Origin of the sequence: Bradyrhizobium sp. YCK136, assembly GCF_044570075.1 — a bacterium.
GTDB classification, from domain to species: domain Bacteria; phylum Pseudomonadota; class Alphaproteobacteria; order Rhizobiales; family Xanthobacteraceae; genus Bradyrhizobium; species Bradyrhizobium diazoefficiens.
The window spans coordinates 5,112,552-5,132,059 of sequence record NZ_CP172424.1 but is presented as its reverse complement, the minus strand read 5'-3'; the positions used below and the strand labels follow the sequence as shown (position 1 = coordinate 5,132,059).

Here is a 19,508-nt window from a genome sequence, read left to right as displayed (position 1 = left end):
TCCCTCACGCGATCTTCTTGTGAGCTTGCGATTGCGGCGTGGCGCTTGCGGCCTGCATCAGCGTCCGCACGATGGCGCGGCGTGCCAGCTCGACCTTGAAGCCGTTATGGGCAGAGGCCCTCGCGCCCTGCAGCAGGAGATCGGCAGCGTGCGAGAAATGCTCCACTGTTGCCGCTTGGCCGCGTAGCGCCGCTTCGGCCTCAAAGCTGCGCCAGGGCTTGTGGGCCACGCCGCCGAGCGCCACGCGTGCCTCGCTGATCGGGTTGCCCTCGAGTTCGAGCGCGGCCGCGACCGAGACGAGGGCGAAGGCATAAGACAGGCGGTCGCGGACTTTCAGATAGCTGTAGTTATGGGCAAAGCCGCGTCGCGGCAGTTCGATTGCCGTGATGATCTCGGCGGTATCGAGATTGGTATCGATGTGAGGCGTGTCGCCAGGCAGCCGATGGAAATCGGTCAATGCCATCGTCCGCTCACCGGATGGGCCTGCGATGTGCACGAGCGCGCCGAGCGCAGCCAGCGCCACGCTCATGTCGGACGGATTGGTCGCGATACAGGCGGCGCTCGTGCCGAGGATCGCATGATTGCGGTTGAGGCCGTCGATCGCCGAGCAACCGCTGCCGGGAGTTCGCTTGTTGCAGGGCGTTGCCGTATCATAAAAATAGGCGCAACGCGTTCGCTGCATCAGATTACCGCCAACGGAGGCCATGTTGCGCAATTGCGCCGAAGCTCCGGCGAGGATGGCGCTGGCGACCAGCGGGTAGCGCTGCTCGATGAGCGGATGGTAGGCAAGATCGGAGTTCGGCAGCAAGGCGCCGATGCGCAGGCCTCCGTCAGCCGTTTCCTCGATCTTGCGGAGCGGCAGGCGAGAGATGTCGATCAGCCAGGACGGCTGCTCGACGTTCTTCTTCATCAGGTCGATCAAATTGGTGCCGCCGGCGATGAGCTTGGCACCGGGATGGGCGGTGAGCAGGAGGATCGCATCGGCGACGTCGGCGGCGCGGGAGTACTGGAAGTTGATCATGGCCGCCCCACTGCCTGCTGGATGGCGGCGACGATGTTGGGATAGGCGCCGCAGCGGCAGAGATTTCCGCTCATCAGCTCCCGGATCTCGTCAGGATCCCCGGCGCGACCTTCGGCGAGCAAACCGGCCGCCGAACAAATCTGTCCCGGCGTGCAATAGCCGCATTGGAAGGCGTCGTGGTCGATGAAGGCCTGCTGCAATGGATGCAGCGCGCCATCCCTGGCAAGACCTTCGATGGTCGTGATCTCCGCGCCGTCCGTCATGACGGCGAGCGTCAGGCAGGAATTGACCCGCCGACCATCGACCAGCACCGTACAGGCGCCGCATTGACCGTGATCGCAGCCTTTTTTGGTGCCGGTCAGCGCAAGATGGTCACGCAATGCGTCGAGCAGCGTGGTCCAGGGCACGAGGTCCAGCGTGCGCCTGACGCCATTGACGACGAGGTTGGTTGGGATGCGATTGGCAACTTGATTTGCGACATCAGCCATGTCGTTTTCCCTGCGGTGGAGGCCGAGCTGAGAAGTCAAACCTGCTGGCGCGAGTGCGCCAATTTCCGCTCGCCATTCGCGCCCAACGGTCGGCCAATCGCTTGGTTCCATGCGGCTGCTCGGAACGGAACCTGGGCCCTCACGATCTCATTCGAATCCCGGGTGGGGCAAGTGGTGCATCGACGAGGGACAGCGAGTCGGAAATCCCCGACATCCGGGATGCGGTTCACCTCTGCATTGACATGCAGAACATCTTCGCCCCTGGCGGCCTCTGGGAAACTCCCTGGATGGACCGGGTTTTACCTGCGATCGCGGACATAGCATCACGCTACCAGGTGCGAACCGTATTCTCTCGCTATTTCCGTTTTCGGCTGAACCTACGCTCGACGGGTGCCGAAAGCAGAATGTCGGGGCGGGGAAGCGGCTTCTGGCGCTAGGCGGCCATTGAGCAAGCGAACGGGCTAACGGGCGCGTTTGAGCGACGGCGAGCCAATCGATAAGCTGCCGAGAGCCTATTCGGCGACAGTCGCAGCAATGACGCACGGCAATCGCAGCGAATAGCGCTAGCGTGTTGCATGGCATCATTAGCATCCGACAGGAACCTTCCGAGCCAAGTGCAATTATCAGGCCGGAGCGGAACTGGAGGACTGAAATGAACCAGCTGATCTATCTGATCGGGCTGATCGTCGTGATAATGGCCATCCTTTCGTTCTTCGGTCTGCGCTGAGGACTTCGATCATGACCATCGAAGCTCCCACGCTCATCGAAGACGAAGCGCTGACAATTCCCGATCAGGGGCGACATTTGCGATGGACGTCCATCGTCGCAGGCGCGTTCGTCGCGACGGCATTTACCTTTATTCTGGTGACCTTTGGCGTCGCCATCGGTCTCGGTGTCAGCTCAACCTCACCAACCTGGCGAGACGCGTCTCCCGCGCTGTCGCTACTCTCTGGGCTCTATTTGATCTTGCAGGCGATCGTCAGTTTTGGTCTGGGCGGCTACATTGCAGGGCGAGTTCGCGGCGGCATCGATGCGACGAGCGGTGCCGAAAGGGAGATGCGCGACGGACTTCATGGGCTGGCGGCATGGGCGCTCGCGGTTCTACTTGGCGCTGTCCTGGCAGGCATTGTTGGCGCGGCCGCGGTCAATCGCGCGTCTTCATCGACGACATTGGCCAACAATACGGTTGCCGAGCCGCTCCTGAGCTACGAACTCGATCGGCTGTTGCGCTCCCCGCGTCGGCCTGCGAATGCCGAGATCAGCGCCGAACGCGCCGAGGCGGGCCGGATTCTCATGACCTCGTCGAGCCACAACGGTGTGAACGGAGATGACCGGACCTATCTGATCCAGCAGATCCAGGCACTGACGGGCCTTTCGGCCGGCGACTCCGAGCGGCGGGTCGATCAGGCCATAGCGAGCTCGAAAACAGCAATCGCTCATGTGCGTCGCAGCACGATCGTTCTCGCGTTCTCCTTGGCCGCGGCCACACTGCTCGGGGCTGTGAGCGCTTGGGCGGCGGCAGTTGCCGGCGGTCGGCACCGCGACGGCGCGCCGCTCCCGGAGTGGATCGCCTTTGCCGGATTAGAGCCAAAGAGAACGGCCGTGCCATAGGCTCCAGTCCGTGGGCAGACCGGCGTGCCAGCCCATTCGATCGTGGCGGTGCCGCCGGACGCCAGGGCAGCGATTGCGGCCTTTCGGGCCAGATAATCGTGCGGCACATCATCAGAGAATTCCGGATCAGAGAATTCCGGCGAAATGGCTGAAGACTCTATTCGCGTCCGCTTGCGATGCCGACCAGCTGTTGGCGTTGCAGCCGTCCGTATTGCGAGCGCGGCAGGCGCTGAAATTGCGATGATGAGCGCCGATTGCGGCGATCCTTTGCACCATCTCCACCGATATCCGGCTCGTGAGGGCGACGGCGCCAGCGCGTCCCGACACTCCCTCCGCCGCGAGGGCGCCGGCAAGCTTGTCGAGCGCATTGTGGCCGCCATCAAAGCAAGGTTTTTCTTGAACGGCTTCTTGCCTCGTCCGGGTGACTCGCCCGAGAAAACTATCCTGACTGCACTGTTGGACTTACCCCGTAGGGAACATGAAGCTTCCTCAGCCTGACCAGTTCCGTCTGGTGCTGCGGTCAGGAACGTTCCCAGTACCGTCTCGTTGTCCGAACAGAAAGTCGGATTGCACTTCGCGCCGCGTCGTAGCGCGCGATGGATTTCAAGTTTTGTGAATCCGAAAGTGCCGATCGAAGACACTGCGAGCAATGAATATTGGAGGAGATGCAGATGAGCATGAGAAAGAGTAGGTTCCTGTTGTCCACAGCAGTGCTGCTCGCTGGCGTCAGCCTGGCGGCGGCGCAAGGCATGCGTGAAGGTGGAGGCGGCGGAATGGGTGCCGGCGGCGCCGCGGAGCACGACAAGTCCGGAGGCGGAACGTCGCAAGGTCCGGGCGGTGCATCGCGCGGTGAAGGCATGACGCAGGGCCGGGCCGCGGAGCCACGCGGAGGCCGGGCGGAAAGCCCTGCGGGCGGTCAGTCACGCACCGAGCGTGGCGAAGGTATGAGAGAGGGCGGCCGCGTTACGGAGAGAGGCCAGGCCGGTAAGGATCAGCAGGGGCAAAAGGACCAAACCATCGGCCGGCGTCGTGGCGATCGCGACCAAACTCGTCAATCCGAGCAAAAGTCGCAAGACAAGGCTCAGTCCTCGGGCAAGCAAAACAGTCAGACCGTCGGACAGGGGCGCGGCGAGCGCGACCAGACGCGACAGTCCGAGCAAAAGGCGCCACAGGGCCAGAAGGACCAGAGCACGACAACCGGCGCCAACACCAGACCGAGCAATGCTCCTGCCCCGGGTCAGGCCACGCAGGGTCAGACGACGCAGGGTCAGATCTCGCAGCAGAACCAGGGCGCAGCGACCGGCACCCAAGCCACTGCGCCGGCGCAAAACCAGAGTACGACGACCCAGAGCATGTCGGGCCGCGTGTCGGTCAATGCGCAACAGCAGACAACGCTGCAGCAGTCGGTGCTCAGCTCGCGCAACGTGGCGCGGGTTAACGCCAGCTCGATCAACTTCCAGGTCAATACCGGCGTGGTGGTGCCGAGAAGCATCAACGTGGTGTCCGTCTCGGCCTTTCCGGCGCTGATCGATGTGTTCCCGGCCTTCCGCGACGACAGCTTCTTCGTCGTCGACGACGAGATCGTGGTCCTCGATCGCAGCCGCCGGATTGTAGATGTTGTTCCGGCCGGGCCGCGGACGCGGTTCAGCCACGCCGGCAGGATCGGCGGTGGAGGTGGCGGTGTCAGCGGCGGCAGCGCCGCTGCGCTTAATCTGAGCCCCGAGGAAATTCGTGTCGTGCAGCAGGTGCTGATCGAGCGCAGATTGCTGACCGGTGAGGCGGATGGCGTGCTCGGCCCGCGGACGCGCGAGGCGTTGATCACCTTCCAGCGGCAGCAAGGCATCCAGGCCAGCGGCTCGATCGATATCAGCACGGTCTCGGCGCTTGGCGTTTCCAACAAGATCAGTGCCACCCAGAGCCAGACCACGACTGGTCAGGGACAGACGAGCCAACAGCCGGCGCAACAGGGCACGACCGGACAGAACACCGGTCAGGCCAATGCTCCGGCGCAGCAGGACCAACCGACAACGGGCCAAGCGCAGCAGAACCCGCCCACGACAACCGGGCAGGCTCAGCAGAACCAACCGGCAACGACCGGACAGGCCCAGCAAAACCAGCCGGCAACGACGGGACAGAGCGGGACGCAACAGCCTTCCGGTCAGACGACCGGACAAGCGGCGCCTCCGCCCCAAGGCAACAATCCGCCGGCCGCCAACCAGAATATGCCGTCCGGGCAGCCCAACCAGAGCAATCCTCCGGCATCGAGCCAGCCGGCCGACAATTCTCAAGGCAAGAAGTATTGAGGACGTGATGCTGAGCCCCGCTTCGGCGGGGCTCTTTTTGTGCCGCGGTACCGCGGAGCGTTAATCGCGTCCGCACGATCCACTGCGGCCGCGGCCGAAGCTGTCCGTGGCGAGAAGGTCATTCGAGTGACAGTTCGCGTTCGACCGCCACGAGTTGCTTCCCGACAACGAATATGGAGGCTCATGAGGGCTTTGTACGCCAGTTGGCGGCAGCGCCAGGCGGGGATTGGACGCTTCTCGCGACTCTGATCTCTGATCGGCTCAGAAGAACCCGGAACCGGGCGTGCCACCTCCTATGTGCGCATCCTCTGACCGGCCTCGGACGCGAGAAGGCATTCTTCTTTCCGCAAATGCTAAAGCTGCACCATGACAGTCCATTCGGGCCTCGTCGGCACATATGGGCTCGAACGCGGAGGCCTCTGTTCAAAGGAACGGTTGCGCTTTGCCCTTCGTTTGTATTCCGGAGGACAAACGCCATGAACGTGCTGGATGAAGATACCAAGTCGCTTTGGATGGAGACGTTCATCCCGGCGGCTTCGCGCTTTTCGGGGCAGGCACGTGCCGACGTCGGCGTGATCGGCGCCGGCATCGCCGGTCTGTCGGTGGCCTATGAACTGGCCGCGCGCGGGCGCTCGGTCATCGTGCTCGACCGCGGCAGAATTGGCAGCGGAATGACGGCGCGCACCACCGCCCATTTGGCAACGGCCCTGGACGACGACTACAAGGAATTGATCAGGGTTCGGGGTGAGGATTGCGCCCGGTTGTACTACCAGAGCGTCGCCGCCGCGATCGACCGCGCGCAGGCGATCCAGTCTGCCGAGGGCATTGACTGCGATTTCCGCCGCGTCGGTGGCTATTGGGTGTTGGCGCCGGAGACGTTGCCATCGCATCTGGATGAGGAATTCGAAAGCTGCAGGAAGCTGGGAATCCCCGTCGAGCTTTGCAGCGATCCGACACCAATCCATCACGGCGGTTTTGCGCGCTCGCTTCGTTTTCCCCGACAAGCGCGCTTTCATCCGACCAAATACCTTGCCGGATTGGCGAAAGCGCTGCATCGGCGCGGCGCCAGGCTTTACGGTGACACCTGCGTCGAGACGATCGAGCACGGCCGCGGAGAAATCGTTCTGAGGACGTCAGGCGGCGAGGTGCGGGTCACGGACGTCGTCGTTGCGACGAACTCGCCCGTCAGTCTGCGCGTCGCGATCCATACCAAACAGGCGCCCTATCGCACCTATGTGATTGCGGCCAAAGTCCCGGCGGGCTCGCTGCTGGATGCACTGTATTGGGACACGCTCGATCCCTATCACTATGTCCGCCTGCAGCCGAGCTCGGCGGATGAGGACATCGTGATCGTCGGTGGTGAAGACCACAAGTCCGGCGAAGCCGACGATGGTCAGGCGCGCTTTTCCGCGCTCGAACAATGGACGCGCGCGCGGTTGCCGATGATCGGCAAGATCACCCATCGCTGGTCGGGCCAAGTGCTCGAACCCACGGACTTCACCGGCTTCGTCGGACGCAGCCCGGACGAAGAGCATGTGTTCCTCGTCAGCGGCGATTCCGGGCAAGGCATGACGAACGGCCTGGTGGCAGGTCTCTTGATTGCGGACCTGATTACAATCGGCGGCAATAACTGGGAGGCCGTCTATTTACCCGAGCGCAAGGTCTTCAAGAATATCACGACGTTCATCAGCGAGAACATCACGCCACTCAAGAACTTTGCCGAATATCTCAGCGCCGATGCACTCGCCTCGGTGGAGCGGCTCCGCCTGGGAGAGGGCCGGCTCGTTCGCAGCGGATTGAAGAAGATTGCCGCCTGCCGCGACCGCGATGGCAAATTGCACCTTTTGTCGGCGAGCTGCACCCATCTTGGTTGTGTCGTGCATTGGAATTCGCTGGAGCAGTGTTGGGATTGCCCCTGCCACGGTTCTCAATTCGCGCCGGACGGTACCGCGCTCAATGGGCCCGCCGTATCTCCGCTCGCGCCGGTGGAAAGTTCACCGAGTGTCCAGGCAGCGGAATAGCGACAGGTGACAGCCGCGGAGGAAGAGGCCTGCCACATCGTCTACTTCGGCGGACTCCCCATTCACGCGGCATGACATCGGCTCGCGTCCGACGGATCCTCGGGGAGTTCGATGTGATCTACCCGAAATGGGTAGCAAGGGCTGTTCCGAGCGTTCGCTTGCGTTGGGCGAGAATCATACGGCGGAAGGCTGATTGTCGATGACAAGCAGCGGAGCGCGATCAGAGGTCTTTATGGAGCGAAGTTGATCGCTTGAGCCATGTTCAAAATTGCTAGAGTTTCAGCAAGTCGCCTTAGAGGGCCAAGCTTTCCGGTCACTGTCCGGCCGACCAGAGCGGATGTCGTGGCCGCACGCTTCATCGCCCGTAACACTGCGCCGGCTCCAGAGATGGTAGCCCGCGCCCTGACTTGGGGCGCCGACGAGAAGGTCCTTCTGGTCCTCGCGGCGGCTGGTTGGCTTGCGTCGCGGGGGCGAGGCGAGCCGCTGCGGCGCGCCGGCAACCATGCTCTGCTGGTCACGGTCGCGGCGTCGCTGCTGCCCCATGGTTTGAAGCTTCTGTTCGACCAGACCCGACCGGACCGCAGGACAGTGATCGGACACCTCCACGGCGTCCCATTTTCCGGGAAAAGTGAGGACGCCTTTCCCTCCGGCCACGCACTGCACATGGGAGCCTTGGCATCGGCGGCCGGTGCGATGCCGGCCGGCCCCCGTCGGGCGATCCGCGCCATTGCGGTCGGCATCTCGCTGACGCGCTTAGTCGTCCTGGCGCACTGGGCGAGCGATGTCGTCGCAGGTTTCGCATTGGGAGCGGCTCTTGAACGGTTCCTGCGGCTGTGCACCGGCTACCCGCTCGATGCATCAACGGAGAACGATCATGCCGACCCTTGAGTCTCTAAAGCGGTATGCGGAACGCGCCACCGGTTTGCGGCGCCCCGGTAAGCGGAAAGCTATGGACTTCGCGCAAGCGCGAAACCCGCACACTGTCCGCTTCAAGGATGACGGTCTCATCCCCAATCATCCGCGATGGCCCCTAGTCATTTATCGCCGGGCAGTCAATCTCGATGAACGCTACGACCCCGCGGCGGAGATCGAAGACCTGTTCGAGGCGAACGGATGGGGCGATACTTGGCGCAACACCATCTACGACTACGTTCATTACCACTCCCGGATCCATGAGGTGCTCGGCATCGCGCGCGGCAAGGGGCGCGTTCGATTTGGCGGAAAAAAGAAGGGTAGAATATTCACGTTGAAGGCCGGCGATGTCGCCGTCCTGCCCGCCGGCACAGGGCACCAGTGCCTGGGGGCAGACGATGACTTCCTCGTCATCGGAGCCTACCCGCCGGCGGGGACTTACGACGAATGCACGACGGTGGAGGACCGTCCACGCGCCCTGAAGAGCATTCCGAAGGTGCCGCCGCCGCGCAAGGATCCGGTCTACGGGGCCGGCGGGCCGCTCGGGAGACTCTGGAAGACGACAAAATGACCGAATACATCGTCCGCTTTCTCGTTGGGGGCGCCGTTGTATCAGCTTTCGCGATGCTGGGAGATCTTCTACGTCCTAAGAGCTTCGCCGGTCTCTTCGCGGCCGCACCCTCGGTCGCGCTCGCAACGCTCGGGATTGCGGTACACCAGCACGGGGCGCACTATGCGACCCTGCAAGCTCAGGCGATGCTCGCGGGGTCGATCGCGCTCGCCGTCTACAGCGTCGTCGTTTGTCAAATCCTCGTTCGCGCCCGACTGCGAGCGTTGCCCGCCACTTTGCTATCTCTCGTCGTCTGGCTGATCGTAGCCTTCGGCGTGCTGACCCTTGCCGGGGGACAGACATGATGCCGATCCGCTTTTCGCCGTCATCTCTCAAGGAAGGCCGCTGGTACGAATACCTGATCCGATTCGCGCTCGGCGGCACCGCGACAGTCTTCGCCGGCCTCGTCAGCAGTCGCTATGGAGCCTCTATCGGCGGGCTTTTCCTCGCCCTTCCGGCGATCTTCTGCGCCAGCGCCACGCTGATCGAGAAGCATGAAATCCGCCGGAAGCGGGAGGCGGGCCTCGCCGGCGAGCGCCGCGGGCGAACGGCGGCCGCGGTCGACTCCGCTGGCGCCGCGCTCGGCGCGCTCGGCATGCTGGCCTTTGCGATGGTCTTTTCGTTGACGGCGGAAACCAGCATCGCAGCCGCCTTCATAGGTGCATCGCTTGCTTGGCTGGTCATCTCGATGGTGGCCTGGTACGTGCGGCGCAAGACGCGATCAGTGCGGAGAGGGCGGACGGAACAAAAAGGCGGCGGCTCCGCGATTGGGCGAAGCCGCTGAGGTCGATCCACGCTCGCGCTCGACGCCTTCCTGTTCACACCCTTGCGCAGCGCAACCGTATTGAGTTTGGTGTTCGCCGCCTTCTGACTAATGATTAGATCAACGTGATACTCTTTGGTGTCCGAAAAAACCGAAGTTAAGGCGTTCGATGTTTGGGCGTGCAGTCCGCTTCACAGTTGTCCCCGTGGAAGGGCCTGGCTAAGCTCGAGATTCGAACGGTGCATGAACCACCGGTTCTGCTCTTGCTTAGGTTCCGCGAAGGCCTGCTGTACTTCGTGCTCCATTGGTTGGATTGCCCAGCTACGCTCGGAAAGTGAACCATTCCAGCGCTCGCGACGTTTTCCACAACTGGAGGACGTGAGGACGTATAATGAGGGCCAGAAAGACATGCGGGTACTGATCGTCGACGACCATCCCGTTGTGGTAACGGGCTGCCGGGCTTTGTTCACGTCGGACCCTTCCGTCGAGATCCTGGAGGCCTTCAATGCAAAGGAGGGCCACCGCGCGTACCTGCAGAAGCATCCCGACGTCACGGTGGTTGACGTGAGGCTTCCGCAAAGCCAGGCGATCTGCCGATCGAATTTCCAACGTCGGTCTGGCTTGCAGCCAATACCCGCGCGGATAAATCGCTTGGTATCAGCCTTTCACCGAGCTTGCTCGCACGCGCGGATGAAGTGATCGAATAGATCATGCTATCCACCGTCAACGAAGCCAAGCGTTTCGTGAAAAGCAATCCGGCGCTGCTTGACATCGCGCAGAACCTGCGCAGCAGGTTGCAGAGTGCAAAAACATTCCAAACAACTTCTCTGGTTTTCTTACTTCAAACCTGCTGCAGTCAGTTGGGGCTTTAGCCAGGTCCGCGGCTGGTTGGCGGCGACGGTCCTTGCGAGACCAGCGACCCGGGCACCCGATCGAACGCTCCACTCTCAATCAAGTGAAACAGGAGGTGCAGGTGCGCGTCACCCATGGGGCGCTCTTCGGATTTTGCTGCCCTCGGCTTCCGACCTCCGGAATAGGTAATGCAAAAAACGTATCCCTTTCGCCACGCCTGCCATGGCAAGGCGTATCCAAATCACGATGAAGGGAAAGGGATCACTCCGTCTGAACCAGGCGAATTCCCGGGCGCCTTTGAGTGATCGCCACCAATCTCTGACCGAGAGCTGGCGGCCCAAGAGGTCGTGTACGCTGGCTAGGCAGTCATAGGGCTCGACCACAAATACTCGGCCATCGATCTGTGGCGATCGCCGCACGCACTGACCCGTGAGATCGCGATAAAGCGCTCTCGCAACGTCAATTCTGTCGCTATCCTCGAACAATCGAAACTGTGCGCCGATACGCGGGTTGAAGTCGAGGAGCTTGTATTGACCGTCTCGTTTATCGAACCGATAGTCGATGTCCATTATACCTGCATAGGAAACCGCTTTGACGAGAGCCTCGGCCTGTTGGAGGAGCGCGGGGTTGGTGACAGATCTGCCCAATGTTGCAGAACCGAAGCGGGACGGATAAGAGCGCAGCTTTCTGCCAGTGAAGCCGGCCAGGCACTTCGAGTCCGCGTCGCAATATCCATCAAAGAGCCAATCCTCGCCATCACGAATGTATTCCTGGATCAGCAGGTTATGAGGAACCTGTGCTTCCGATCGGCGGTAGAGATCTAGGAGTGCCCGAGGGGAGGAAACGATGGAGGGTTTGATCTTAGGATTGAGCCATGGCTTCGATGGCTTCACCACAACCGGGAAAGCTGCGGTCTCAATAAACTCGTAGACCTCTGAAATCGTGCCGGGTGATATTGCCTGAGGGCATGGTACCCCGAGTTGCTTGCACAGTGTGTGCAGCTGAGATTTGTCGGCTAAGCTCCGTGGAATGTCTGATCGCAGCTTCGGAAACAAGAACCACTGCCGCAATGTGACAGCCTCTTCGGCAATCAGGATCGCGCCGACGTCGTCCGTTGGAATGAGGATGGTCGGCAGTTTCAGCTGTCGTCCAATCCTTTTCAGTCCTTCGAGCAGCCGCGATCTTGGCAAGTCGCGGGTGTCCCAAACGAATTTTCCCGTCAGATATTTGGAAAGGCCGGCCGGTGCGAAGCGATCCTCGATGACTGTAAATACTGGAACATCGAGCATTCCCAAGGTTCGAATGATACCGAGGCCGCCATGATGCAGGGCATAGCGGCCCGTTTTCAGGATGAGAACCGGGAAGGGCGGCAAGCCTTCGTTCGCACTCGCCATTTGCTTCATCAAGCGGTTCGATTGCGTGTGGAAGCAATTTCGACAGAAACTGACGACGGAGAGCGACGTTGCTCACGGCCAATGGCGCTGGAGATGCGCTCGGCTGCATACTGAGTGCCGCATAAGAACCGCATCACCGGTCCGAAATTGTATGCACTGGCTATGCCGGTGAAATAAAGGCCCGGGATCGAGGACTCGAAACTGGGCGACAGCGACGGAGCATCTTGCACGCAGCGCAACTCGGATATCAGCCTCTGACTTAGGAATGGGAGTGATCCAACATTGAAGCGATAGCCGGTCGCGGCAATGACGTGGTCAGCGATCAGTTGGCGGGACGTCCCTTCTGGGCCATCGACGTGCAGAACCACTTTGCTGCCTTTCGCTTCGGCTTCTCGCACGCCCTGACCGAGCAGTATCGGGACACGGCCCACGACCCGCTCTTTAAGCCACCAGGAACCCGATGGGCCAAGCACCTCTAGAGACGTCCCGCGACGTTGCCCGTACGTCCGCACCACATCGACGCGTATTTGCTCGGGCAGATGATAGAACGCCAGCGGAGCGGCGGCGCAGAGCCATAATTTAAGCCCATTTCCCATCGGCGACTCGGGCCGGCGCAGCCGTTGCCATAACGATCGTGGCCCAGGTTTGGGGATATCATGCCACTCGATTGACGAACGCCGCACCAGCAGCGTTACCGTCGCTTGCGCCTCGTTCAAGAGAGCCGCCGTCTCGAGCGCGGATTGACCGCCGCCGATGACGACTACTTCGCGCCCCTTGAATTTGTCCAAATCGTGATGGTTGCTGCTGTGCGACAGCAACTCTGCAGGCAATTTCGCCAGTTTAGCGGGGATGTATTCGGCATGCGACAGACCAGTTGCGACAACCACCTTTTTGGCCCTTACTTCTTCACCCGTGGCCAGTCGCAATTGAAACCTGTTGGTCTGTCGATCCAGCATGGTGACTGATACATCTTCAACCATTGGAACGAGCCGCTGCTGAAACGCTACGGCGTATCGGGAAAATGTTTCACGTGATACGGGTATACCCTCGTAGGGCAGCGCTTCCTCTTCACAGAACTGCTGCAGAGTGCGACGGCCGGCCGGATCCGCGAGGTTGGAAGCGAATCCTTCAGACTTGAGGAGCATGCCCGCCGGCATTTGCGTCCGCCAGCGATGCATTGGTGAGCCAAATATACGGAACTCCACGCCGCGAGACCGCAAGTAAGCCGCGGTTGAGACGCCAAACGGCCCCGCACCGATGACAGCTACCGGAAGATCGACGTCGCTCATAACTTCCTCTCCTGTTACGGTCTTGGGACGTGCCGAAGTCACTTTGAGCAAGTTTACGCAAAAGGATTTGAGATAAGAACCGTCGATCGAGTCTCGTCGGAGACTGAGCGGCGGCAAATTGTGAGTACTCCGCAAGGTGATCCTGGAGACCGATTGCAACGTTTCATGCCCATCGGCGCTCTGTCGGTTGCACGCACATTTGAGCACGCTTGCTGATGAGGTAGAGCTGGCAATGAAGTCTAAGCAGGCTGGCTAAGGCCGCTCGACCGACGCGGCCTTATGTTTTGCCGCCTGGATTACAGGCGCAAGTCCGCTCTCTTGAGGAGAGGCTGGCCGAGCAGAGACTGGCACGCATCTAAGCGATTGGTTGACCTCGCCCGGGCTCCGGCCGGCCAAGCTAACGTGACCATTCGTCTGAAGCGACAGCGATCGTCCCATCCGAGATGGGCGATATGAAGTCTCTGTGCAGGCAAGTTGGTCTTCGCGCACCGTCGAACAGAACGATGAGGCCCGTGGTCCGGCGGCCCACTTCGACGACGATGCCACTCCGATCAGCCAGCCCCGGACATCGAGCGGCACCAAGCTTGCTCATTCTGAAACGCGTACCGACGGCAATCGGGTCGTTCTTAGCCTGCGTCTGTCCTGGCATCACGTGGCACCCAGCAGCGGCAGCGCGAGCTGCACGTCGAAGCGGGAAGTGGCGTTGGCGGCGATAAATTCCTGCAGCGCTGGCGGGATATCGACGTCGTTATCAGTTGCCCGCTGTGCCAGCGCGTCAGCGACATCGGAGGTGGCGTCCCGTGACCAGCCTTCGCCCGGATTGAAGCACGCAATCCGAACCGGATGGGCGTACTGGCCTGACAGGAGATGCCTGAGGATAGTCTCGAGATCAGTATCGGTTTCGTCGGTCTCGCGCCAGGCGCAGCCGGCGCGGACGCCGAAGTCCTGGATGACCAGATAGATGTCGCGGTCGAGGCGGTCGGCCGGCACGATCGAGGGCGAGGAACGCATACGCAAACTCCAACACAGACCGTGGCGGAGAGACGGCCCCGGCTTCAGGGGGGCGTTTGGGGTAGGCCGGGGCCGCTCCGCCAGCTCGGACAGCGAGCCGGCGAGATTCAAATACCGCGCGCCCGCGTGGTTCCTGCAAGGAATGTCAACCCGTAAATTTCCCACGCGATGGCAGCGCCTCCGGTGCGGCCTGCCGCTCCGGTCGGCGCGAACGCGGTGGGCCCTGCCATCAGCGCTTGAGCAGATCTTCGCCCTGCGGAAGCAACTTCACAAAGGTGCCGCTCTCATGCAGCTCGAGCCAGCCTTTCTCGACCGCGTAGCGAATGCCGGCGCCGAACTCCGCGCCGGTCGCCTTGCAGCCGTTCTTGGAGAGGAACCGCGCGTTGATCTTCTCGATGTGAATGCGGCCGTTGATTGGTTCGAAACCGGCGGCAAGCTCGAGGAGCTTGCGCGCGGCAACCTGCGGATCTGCGAAGGGGCGGGTCTCGATGTGCATGAAAGAGGCCGCCAATTGAGGCGGCAAAAAAGGCCCCAGCTCGCGGGGGGGGCGTTGGAGCTGGGGCCACTCAGGGTGCCCTTGGGGAAGGGCACCGGGAAAACTTGGCAGGCGCCTTGTCGTTCCTCAAAAACAAGGGCCGCCGACTTGCCGTCAGCGGCCCCGTCCGGGTTTCAATAGTTCCGAGATCAAATGGCCTAGCCAGCCCCGGATTGCCGATTTTTCCCGATCCTCAAGGTTCTCGCAACCACATATGTGAATCGCCTAGTTGATTTTTTCGCTGCCCCCTCTGTGCGGTTGCGGCCGCCGATGTAGCCGTCGCCGTCGGTCTTTGATTTAGCTCAATGACCCCGCTTGGTCCCGCCCGCTCGCTGGGGCCATGAACCAATCCGACAAGTCGGATTCAGCTAAGCCGCAACCTCCTCGACCGACGCGCTTGGATGAGGTGCGGCAGGCCGTTGAAGAGTACGCTGCTGAACTCCGGGAGATCATCAGGAAGCTCCGTCAGAGGCTGCTGCATTGAGGCCGCCTCAGTTGGCGGCTTCTTCATTGATCCCGCTTCAGCTTGCGTCGTCCCCAATGCGGTTCCTTGCCCTTGGGATTGAGCTCCGGGACGTAATGTCTGTTCAGCGCCCGCATAACCCCGATGGGGGCGAACATCGTCGGGCCACCTCGCTCGACCACCAGGAGCAAGGCTTCCATCGCCGCGCGCCACTCGGGCGCGTCATGCTCGGCAGCAGAGCGATGTACTCGCCGGCCTCGCGCAGCGTGGCTAGGCTGCGACCATCGACCTCGATCGGCTCCTCGAAAGGGCGCCCCCAGCCTTTGATCATTGCATGTTTCGGTACCCCATGATTGCAAACTGCGGGTTGCCCCGCTCGAAGTCCGGCCGAACGTCGGCACCGCGAGATCCGCAGCCCTGGCAGACAAATCGCGGCTCGAGATCCGATAGCCTTACATTGTCAGGCCAACGGTCGGCATCCCAGGCAACGTGATGGCCGCAATGGCAATAGACCAGGACGCCACGCAAGCCCATTTCGCGCATCTCGCCGAAGGTGATCTTGACGGGACGGCCGTCAACATGCGCGGGCGTGTGGAGTCGAACAGGACGAGGCATGCCGAGATCAAAGCGCCGTCGTGAGCACCTTGCAAATTATCGATTCCTAGCGGCTCGGGAAGCGCGCGAGCTACTGCCGGTCGTGGGTGTGGAAAACGCGCGCACCTCGAGTCGAAAAAGGAGGCTTTCGATATACCGAAATTCCGCTTGCTCTGTCGGGCAAAACAGTGGTTCATAAGGCGCTGGCTCTAACTGTCGTGATAGGAACCAGCGCCATGGCGACTGAAGTCGAGACTTCTTCCGAGCTGTCCAAGATTGCGAAGCTCAATGGAGACTTCAGGAAGAACTACGGCACATTGCTTGGCGCAGTCCTGTATCTAAGATCTATCAATGCAGTCCGTGGGCGTTCTTGGCTGTGGGCCGGCCTGTTTTCTCTCGTCTGCTCGGCCGTGTTAGGATGGCTGGGCAAACACGGCTTTTCATTGCTTTGGTGAGGACGAGCGGATTGCTATTCATGAGGCCGGTCACGCCGTGGCCGCTTGCTTGCTTGGCAAACCGCTCGGCGGAGCGACAATCAATCCTGATCCGACCGGCCAGTACGGCGGATTGGTGTGGGGGCCGCGTCACAGCGTCGCCTTCGGTAGCGATGACGACGGCGATGATGTGCCAGAGTTGTGCGACAATTTGCAGGATTTGATGCCGCAGGAGGGCGAAGATCGCAGCGATGCCGCAGACGTGTACTTGCGCGTGCTTGACCGCTGCATCGAACTGGCTGCGGCATCCGTCGCAGAGCGCATGCTTCTGCCAGGAGAGCCCGTGCCGTCTGTTAGTGACGTTGAGCAAGCGGTCGCGCTCGCGTCATTGGTCTGCAAGTCGGCGGAGGCGGTCGAGCGTTTCCTGGCATTCTGCGAGCAGCAAGCCCACGACCTCTTGCCGCCCCATGGTCCGATCATCATGGCCTTGAGCATTGTGCTGAAAATTCGTCGTACCTTGACGGGAGCGGAGATCGACGACGTGATCGCAACTACGGTCGCGGGTCTACAGTTGGCGGCCGAGCGCCGGCGGCGAGCCGAGTGGCGCAAGGCGGAGCTGGTCGCCGAGCGCTTTCGCGCCGCATGTGATCACGCTGATACCGCAGCCTTGCCACGGTCTGCGCCAGATCGCGTGCGGTAATCGACGACATCAAGGATCGTAAGGCACGGCGGATGTAACCGGCCTGATGATCCTGAAGGGCCCCGACGTGCAACATCGTTGGGGCCATTGCTTTGGGCGCATCCGTGCTGGATGCTAGCCCGTCCTATTCGTGAGAGTGCGGCTTTTGGGCCCGATTGATGCGGCCGCACATCTTGTCTGACGAGGCGCACAGGATTGCCTTCGGCTTTTCGCCGCCTGACGACCGGTACTTTGCAACGCGCTTGAGGGATGGGTTGGGCGAACGGGGGCGGACGCCCCGCCGGTCAAGGACCGAGCGGCAGCAGCGCGCCGGGCAAGCCGCAGATCAGGTCGGCTTCGGGACATGCCGCGGCAAACGCAAGGCGAATGCGGCTCGAGGTCTCGACCACACGGGCGGCGAGCTTCAAGAGCCGAAGACGCAGCGTCGCGAACTCGGCAGCGGCCAATTCCCGGACTTTGGGAATGGCCTCGCGCACGGTCAGCATCAGCCAATAAGCGGCCGTATGGAGCACGAGACGGACCTGGTTGGCGAGCGCCGAACGGCAGCTGGTGCGGTCGGAGGCGAGCTGTGTCTTATGCAGCTTGATCAGATTCTCTGCTTGGCCGCGCGCGCAATACAGGCTGTCGTAGATCCACTCGGCCGAGCCGACATCGAGGCTGGTGACGACGAAACGGATGTCGAGGCCGAGCATCGTCGCCTCAATACGGGCGACGGTGCGCCGTTCGCGATCCCAGGACTTTGCCTTGTGGCGCGTCTCGGTATAGCCACGCAGAACCGGCAGGTTCTCGATGGCGCGTCGGGTGCGGATGTCGTCGGCGACCTCGTCGACTTTTCTGGCGAGAGGCTTGGTGCCGGACAGACCGAAGATGTAGTCGATGCCGTTGGTCTCGCACCACGCCATGGCCTCCGGCCGGGCATAGTGCCCGTCGCCACGGAACGTAATTCGCGTGTTGTGCCACCGCGTCCGGATATGCCGTACCAGGCGGCGCAGAAGGGCACGCACCTCGACGCCGCCCGGCGTCTTGCCGGGCCTCAGCACGACCGCCACGGGACGGCTCTTCTCCGTGTCGTAGACGTGGATCGGCAGGAAGCAGCGTTCGTCATAATGAGCGTTGAACAGCGAGAGCTGCTGATGGCCGTGGACGACATCGCAGGCATCATCGATGTCGAGCGTGACGGATGCCGGCTCGCGCGGGTAGCTATCCATCCATGCGTCGACCAAAATGTAGGTCAGTCGGATCACGTCGCGCAGGCGCGGAGCATTCTCCAGCCGCGACAGCGTCGGTTGGGAACACAGATCGCGGCCCGTGTCCGGCAGCCGTCCGCAGGCCAGCTTGAATGCGGGATCGGACCGCAGATGATCGAGGTCGTCGGCGTCCTCGTAGCCGCAGCAGATCGCGAACATGCGCGCGCGGAACATATCGACAAGGCTGTGCACGACCCGCGTCGGATCGCGCCGATCCGGGAACACCCGGGCCAGATTGTCGGCCAAGCCGAGACGCCGCTCGGCCATCGCCAGAAGCATCACGCCCCCGTTCGAGGTTAGGCGCCCACCATCGAAGGCAGCTGTGACTTTCTTGGCGTGAATGGCTGGAAACGAGAAGGGCAGAATCGTATCATCGGTCATGGCGGGCGTGGCGTTCGCGGTTGAAGGTGATGGGGTGGCTTCGCAACCGAATCCTACGCCGCATCAGCGCTTTACACCACGCTCGCCAGCCCTCAGGCGCACTCTTACGAATAAGACGGGCTAGAACAGGCCGGTGCAACGCCTTCCATGCGTGTGCGCTCTTTGGTCGCGTTACAAGGACAACGGAAGGTCCTATGTTGGCTAGGACATGATCCACGTCCTCGACATCGACCCGCGCGTTGCGCGGCGTTGCTTGCATGCCGGACGGCTCCAAGCAGGAGCTTAGCCGGACGGCAGTTGGTGCCGTCCGGATTTACCCCCTTCCTTCATCAATCAGATTTGGTGTGTGGCTCTCCCGGGAGGGAAGCCAACAAGGAGGCATGTCGTGAACAACCCGCTTTTCCCGAACGTCACTCTTCCGGCGTCTGACCATCGCCGCTTGGAAAGGCTCGCGCACGTGGGAGCAAATCAAGGCCACGTGGACGCACGTTTTCTGTTGAGTGAGATCAACCGTGCGGAAGTCGTCCCTGATCGCGCAGCCAGATTGGATAGCGTCGTCACCATGGGTTCGTGGGTGACGTTCTGGATCAACTGGGGTTTCCCGCGTGAGACGAGGCAACTGGTGTATCCCGAAGACTACACGTCCGAGTGAACCCAAATCCCCGTGATGTCACCGTTGGGCGCAGCATTGGTGGGGCTGAAGGTCGGAAGTGAAATTCCCTTCTTTGCCTTCGGGCGCACCAACGTCGTCAGGATCGAACGCGTCAGTCGAGGTGATCCGAATGATGTTGTCGGGGTTCTGTTTAGCAATCACACGTTCCCGGACAGAACGCTTTTCGATGACGATGATCCGGGACCATCAGCCGCCTAAAGAAGGGA

General features: G+C 61.6%; 21 protein-coding genes and 2 pseudogenes. 13 read left to right on the top strand and 10 right to left on the bottom strand.

Annotated elements, in window-relative coordinates:
- Positions 1-4 precede the first annotated feature (4 nt).
- Both ACFLEY_RS25120 and ACFLEY_RS25115 read right to left on the bottom strand, forming a co-directional pair.
- The gene (locus ACFLEY_RS25120; RefSeq protein WP_060912336.1) at positions 5-1,021 is read right to left on the bottom strand and encodes a xanthine dehydrogenase family protein subunit M; all 1,017 of its coding nucleotides are present in this window, start codon (positions 1,019-1,021) and stop codon (positions 5-7) included.
- Complete coding sequence (locus ACFLEY_RS25115; RefSeq protein WP_028171505.1) at positions 1,018-1,509, bottom strand: (2Fe-2S)-binding protein; 492 nt, start codon at positions 1,507-1,509, stop codon at positions 1,018-1,020. The genes ACFLEY_RS25120 and ACFLEY_RS25115 overlap by 4 nt, the downstream gene beginning before the upstream one ends.
- Before the next feature lie 242 nt (positions 1,510-1,751).
- On the opposite strand from ACFLEY_RS25115, the pseudogene ACFLEY_RS25110 reads away from it, so the two are divergent.
- Both ACFLEY_RS25110 and ACFLEY_RS25105 read left to right on the top strand, forming a co-directional pair.
- Positions 1,752-1,868 (top strand): annotated as a pseudogene (locus tag ACFLEY_RS25110) (cysteine hydrolase); the annotation flags it as partial.
- A gap of 379 nt (positions 1,869-2,247) precedes the next feature.
- Positions 2,248-3,120 (top strand): hypothetical protein, encoded by an 873-nt coding sequence (locus ACFLEY_RS25105; RefSeq protein WP_028171506.1) that lies wholly within the window; start codon positions 2,248-2,250, stop codon positions 3,118-3,120.
- A gap of 200 nt (positions 3,121-3,320) precedes the next feature.
- On the opposite strand, the pseudogene ACFLEY_RS25100 reads toward ACFLEY_RS25105, so the two are convergent.
- A pseudogene (locus ACFLEY_RS25100) lies at positions 3,321-3,498 on the bottom strand (formate dehydrogenase accessory sulfurtransferase FdhD); the annotation flags it as partial.
- 293 nt (positions 3,499-3,791) lie between these two features.
- Here ACFLEY_RS25100 and ACFLEY_RS25095 point away from each other — a divergent pair.
- The 7 genes from ACFLEY_RS25095 (at position 3,792) to ACFLEY_RS25065 (ending at position 10,428) form a co-directional block, all read left to right on the top strand.
- Positions 3,792-5,423 (top strand): peptidoglycan-binding protein, encoded by a 1,632-nt coding sequence (locus tag ACFLEY_RS25095; protein ID WP_249163094.1) that lies wholly within the window; start codon positions 3,792-3,794, stop codon positions 5,421-5,423.
- 476 nt (positions 5,424-5,899) lie between these two features.
- A complete protein-coding gene (locus ACFLEY_RS25090) occupies positions 5,900-7,444 on the top strand; it encodes an FAD-dependent oxidoreductase (protein ID WP_028171508.1) in 1,545 nt (514 codons plus the stop codon).
- A gap of 258 nt (positions 7,445-7,702) precedes the next feature.
- On the top strand, positions 7,703-8,332 hold the full coding sequence (locus ACFLEY_RS25085; RefSeq protein WP_011087959.1) for a phosphatase PAP2 family protein: 630 nt from the start codon (positions 7,703-7,705) through the stop codon (positions 8,330-8,332).
- On the top strand, positions 8,319-8,927 hold the full coding sequence (locus ACFLEY_RS25080; protein ID WP_028171509.1) for a cupin domain-containing protein: 609 nt from the start codon (positions 8,319-8,321) through the stop codon (positions 8,925-8,927). The genes ACFLEY_RS25085 and ACFLEY_RS25080 overlap by 14 nt, the downstream gene beginning before the upstream one ends.
- A complete protein-coding gene (locus ACFLEY_RS25075) occupies positions 8,924-9,271 on the top strand; it encodes a DUF3147 family protein (protein ID WP_028171510.1) in 348 nt (115 codons plus the stop codon). Before ACFLEY_RS25080 ends, ACFLEY_RS25075 begins: the two co-directional genes overlap by 4 nt.
- A complete protein-coding gene (locus ACFLEY_RS25070) occupies positions 9,268-9,750 on the top strand; it encodes a DUF3147 family protein (RefSeq protein ID WP_011087956.1) in 483 nt (160 codons plus the stop codon). Before ACFLEY_RS25075 ends, ACFLEY_RS25070 begins: the two co-directional genes overlap by 4 nt.
- Positions 9,751-9,972: 222 nt before the next feature.
- On the top strand, positions 9,973-10,428 hold the full coding sequence (locus ACFLEY_RS25065) for a response regulator transcription factor (protein ID WP_370198462.1): 456 nt from the start codon (positions 9,973-9,975) through the stop codon (positions 10,426-10,428).
- A 281-nt stretch (positions 10,429-10,709) separates the two neighbouring features.
- Here ACFLEY_RS25065 and ACFLEY_RS25060 read toward each other — a convergent pair whose 3' ends face one another.
- The 6 genes from ACFLEY_RS25060 to ACFLEY_RS25035 all read right to left on the bottom strand — a co-directional run bounded on the left by ACFLEY_RS25060 (position 10,710) and on the right by ACFLEY_RS25035 (position 15,888).
- Entirely contained in the window at positions 10,710-11,987 is a 1,278-nt protein-coding gene (locus ACFLEY_RS25060) for a hypothetical protein (protein WP_060912334.1), read from the bottom strand.
- On the bottom strand, positions 11,984-13,264 hold the full coding sequence (locus ACFLEY_RS25055; protein ID WP_049832394.1) for an NAD(P)-binding domain-containing protein: 1,281 nt from the start codon (positions 13,262-13,264) through the stop codon (positions 11,984-11,986). The genes ACFLEY_RS25060 and ACFLEY_RS25055 overlap by 4 nt, the downstream gene beginning before the upstream one ends.
- Positions 13,265-13,912: 648 nt before the next feature.
- The gene (locus ACFLEY_RS25050; RefSeq protein WP_028171512.1) at positions 13,913-14,275 is read right to left on the bottom strand and encodes a hypothetical protein; all 363 of its coding nucleotides are present in this window, start codon (positions 14,273-14,275) and stop codon (positions 13,913-13,915) included.
- Positions 14,276-14,504: 229 nt separating this feature from the next.
- Positions 14,505-14,771, bottom strand: coding sequence for a hypothetical protein (locus tag ACFLEY_RS25045; RefSeq protein ID WP_028171513.1), 267 nt, complete (start codon positions 14,769-14,771; stop codon positions 14,505-14,507).
- A 546-nt stretch (positions 14,772-15,317) separates the two neighbouring features.
- Entirely contained in the window at positions 15,318-15,473 is a 156-nt protein-coding gene (locus tag ACFLEY_RS25040) for a hypothetical protein (protein ID WP_171901287.1), read from the bottom strand.
- A 127-nt stretch (positions 15,474-15,600) separates the two neighbouring features.
- Positions 15,601-15,888 carry a hypothetical protein gene (locus ACFLEY_RS25035; protein WP_053815130.1) on the bottom strand — a complete coding sequence of 96 codons (288 nt, stop codon included), beginning with the start codon at positions 15,886-15,888 and terminating at the stop codon, positions 15,601-15,603.
- Positions 15,889-16,103: 215 nt separating this feature from the next.
- Here ACFLEY_RS25035 and ACFLEY_RS25030 point away from each other — a divergent pair, with 215 nt between their 5' ends.
- Both ACFLEY_RS25030 and ACFLEY_RS25025 read left to right on the top strand, forming a co-directional pair.
- Positions 16,104-16,322 carry a hypothetical protein gene (locus ACFLEY_RS25030; RefSeq protein ID WP_129557625.1) on the top strand — a complete coding sequence of 73 codons (219 nt, stop codon included), beginning with the start codon at positions 16,104-16,106 and terminating at the stop codon, positions 16,320-16,322.
- Between the two features lie 49 nt (positions 16,323-16,371).
- Positions 16,372-17,001 carry a hypothetical protein gene (locus tag ACFLEY_RS25025; RefSeq protein WP_162185843.1) on the top strand — a complete coding sequence of 210 codons (630 nt, stop codon included), beginning with the start codon at positions 16,372-16,374 and terminating at the stop codon, positions 16,999-17,001.
- Between the two features lie 284 nt (positions 17,002-17,285).
- On the opposite strand, the gene ACFLEY_RS25020 is transcribed toward ACFLEY_RS25025, so the two are convergent.
- Positions 17,286-18,629, bottom strand: a complete 1,344-nt coding sequence (locus ACFLEY_RS25020) for an IS1380 family transposase (RefSeq protein WP_060912331.1) — start codon at positions 18,627-18,629, stop codon at positions 17,286-17,288.
- A 385-nt stretch (positions 18,630-19,014) separates the two neighbouring features.
- Between ACFLEY_RS25020 and ACFLEY_RS25015 the strand changes: the two genes are divergently transcribed.
- Together ACFLEY_RS25015 and ACFLEY_RS25010 are read left to right on the top strand one after the other, a co-directional pair.
- Positions 19,015-19,281, top strand: a complete 267-nt coding sequence (locus ACFLEY_RS25015; protein ID WP_157862135.1) for a hypothetical protein — start codon at positions 19,015-19,017, stop codon at positions 19,279-19,281.
- A 12-nt stretch (positions 19,282-19,293) separates the two neighbouring features.
- On the top strand, positions 19,294-19,500 hold the full coding sequence (locus ACFLEY_RS25010; protein ID WP_396604238.1) for a hypothetical protein: 207 nt from the start codon (positions 19,294-19,296) through the stop codon (positions 19,498-19,500).
- The last annotated feature ends 8 nt before the right edge of the window (positions 19,501-19,508 follow it).